Source organism: Alteromonas sp. BZK5 (assembly GCF_014349115.1).
GTDB lineage: Bacteria > Pseudomonadota > Gammaproteobacteria > Enterobacterales > Alteromonadaceae > Alteromonas > Alteromonas macleodii.
In genome coordinates this window covers 1-2,578 of the sequence record NZ_JACSOE010000199.1, presented here as the reverse complement: position 1 = coordinate 2,578, position 2,578 = coordinate 1, and the positions used below count along the sequence as shown (strand labels likewise).

At 48.6% G+C, this 2,578-nt stretch carries 2 protein-coding genes; both read right to left on the bottom strand.

Features of this window, described 5'->3' with window-relative positions:
* Positions 1-79: 79 nt before the first annotated feature.
* The gene (istB, locus tag BIZ39_RS21205; protein ID WP_039221977.1) at positions 80-826 is read right to left on the bottom strand and encodes an IS21-like element helper ATPase IstB; all 747 of its coding nucleotides are present in this window, start codon (positions 824-826) and stop codon (positions 80-82) included.
* A gap of 8 nt (positions 827-834) precedes the next feature.
* Positions 835-2,373 (bottom strand): IS21 family transposase, encoded by a 1,539-nt coding sequence (gene istA / locus BIZ39_RS21200; RefSeq protein WP_039221975.1) that lies wholly within the window; start codon positions 2,371-2,373, stop codon positions 835-837.
* Positions 2,374-2,578 lie beyond the last annotated feature (205 nt).

Genomic DNA, 2,578 nt, shown 5'->3' with positions numbered 1-2,578 from the left:
TGCGTATTTCGGTGAATCCGATCGGTCGTTTCGGTTTTATCCGATCACTTTTTCATCTTCTTTTTCGTCCCTGCCAGTTTTACCTTAAGTGATCGGATTGGTCTAGTTTTCTCATCGATTCGCCAGCCAGTTCAATTCGATGACTGTTGTGCAATAAACGGTCGAGTAATGCATCTGCCACAGTGGGGTTACTGATGAGTTTGTACCATTCGGTAACGGGTAACTGGCTGGCGATAATGGTACTGGTGTTTTGGTATCGCTCTTCCATCACATCAAGTAAGTCATTAGCCTGACGTGCGCTCAGTTTTTCCATTCCCCAGTCGTCCAGGATGAGCAACTTTTTCTTAGCGAGTTGTGCAAGCTGTTGTCGGTAACTGCCATCGGCGTGGCCGATATTCAGTTCATCAAGAAGCTGCCCAAGTCGGTAATATCGCACCGTATGATGTTGTTCACAGGCTTGTCTGGCTAACGCGCATGCGAAGTACGTTTTTCCGCACCCTGTTGCGCCAGTAACGATAATGTTATGGGCACGATGTAAGTATTGGCCGCTTAACAGTGTGGCGACTTTATCTTTGCGTAGGCCACGCTCTGCACGGTATTCCAATCGGCTGGCATGAGCCTCTAAGCGCAAGGTTGCCTGGCGCAGTAAACGCTTCACTTTGCTGTCTTGCCGACAATGGATTTCATGCTGTGCCAGCAATCCTAAGCGCTCTTCGAAGCTCATCTCGTCGTAAGTTGTCGCTTGGCTTTGTTGTTGCTGTAACGCTTGAGCGAAGTGCCCAAGCCGTAAGCTACGTAGTTGCTCTTGTAATTGAGATTGTGTCATGGGGTTTCCTATTGATAGTAATGTTGGCCGCGGATATTGTGATGGGTGACAGGCTGCTCATCCTGCTCAACAGCGGTGCTCGGTATGCTTTCTTGATGATGTTTGAGTAAGTTCATCACCACACTCCGGTGAGGGCGTTCTAGCAGTAATGCCTTTTGGCAAGCGGCTTCAAGTCGCGCAGCACCATGTTGTTTAGTGAGGTTTAGGATAGCTAAGCAGCTTTTAATCGCTTGCTCAGGATGTTTGCGACTATGGATGTGCCACTGCACCACACCACGGGTACCCACACCGATATTCTCAGCCCAGTGCAGTAAGCGCTCAGCACTGAAGCGCTGTTTTACATGGCTGTCCGGCATGTGTTCTTTTTGGGTTGAGAAGCCGCCTTCTTTTGCTGATTTAGCGTGCTGTGTTACCAGTTGATTGTGATGATAGATGCTGACCACACTGCCACTTGCCTCTATGGTCACCGTGTTGCCCACTAAAGTGTGTGGTACAGAGTAAGCATGCTTTTGGTACAACACATGGTAATCCGGCCCTACCTTCGCCCATTTACTGTCGATGTACTCATACATGGTGCCAGGTAATGGCATTAAGGCTGGCTTATCGAGCAGTTCAAACTGTTCACGACGAGAGCCTGGGTATAAGCGTTGTGGCCGATTATTTAACTCTGCCATTAACACTTTAATCCGCGCATTTAGACCCGCTAGGGTGTAGAAGCTCTCACGTCGCAATCGCATTAATATCCAACGCTCAACAATCAGCACCGCATTTTCTGCTTTGGCTTTATCCTTCGGTTTATATGGGCGTGCAGGCACAATGGCACAGCCATAATGCCGCGCCATTTTGGCATAGTTTTCATTTAGCGTAGGCGCGTAGCGGTGGGCTTTGGTAACGGCCGATTTCAGGTTATCCGGCACAAGTAAACGGGGTACACCGCCAAGGTGGCGGAACGTTCTTACGTGCGCCATTATCCAGTCTTCTTCACGTTGTGAGCGACCAGCTTCAACATAGGTGTAGTTGGTTGCGCCTAAGGTCGCAACGAAGATTTGTGCGTGATAACGAACTTCGCCCGTATCAGGATTGATGATAGGTACCGTTGGTCCGCAATAGTCAATAAACAACTTATCGCCTGCGATGTGATGTTGTCGCATACTGCGTTTCTGCTTTTTAAGCCACCGCTGATAGTGCTCGCAGAACTGCGTGTAGCCGTAGGCTGACGCACTATCCTCGGCGCAATATTCTTCCCACAGCAAGAGCTTAGTCATGCCTTTGCGCTTCAACTCTTGCTGCATTAGCATAAAGTCAGGCAGCCGTTTCTGGCGCTGAACGGGACCCGTGCTATACAACTGCGCTTCGAGCGTTTTATCGTTTAGCGCTTCCGGCAACGGCCACGATAAGTCACTGGATTTAAAGCGCGAGAGTATTTCACTCACGGTTGAAGGACCAAGACTTAAGCATTGGCCGATGTCTCGATGGCTTAATCCTACTTCGAATTTGAGACGCAGGACGTCTTTAATCTTTCTCATATCGGTTCTCTTTCTCGCCATGGCAGCTCATTCCTTCAATAAAGTGATGAAGTGGAGCTTACCAATTGATTTAATGAGAAAAAGAAGAAGATTTCGGGATTCCGATCAGTGATTTCGGAAAAACGTCATTTTTGATCGGATAACTCCGAAATAGGCGATCGGATTAGACCGAAATCAGTGATCGGATTGAACCGAAATGGGTGATCGGAATGGGCCGGAACATGCA

Excerpts from the sequence above, each read along its gene's own strand:
- istB (WP_039221977.1), bottom strand. The coding sequence starts at position 826 with ATGACACAATCTCAATTACAAGAGCAACTACGTAGCTTACGGCTTGGG.
- istA (WP_039221975.1), bottom strand. The coding sequence starts at position 2,373 with ATGGCGAGAAAGAGAACCGATATGAGAAAGATTAAAGACGTCCTGCGT.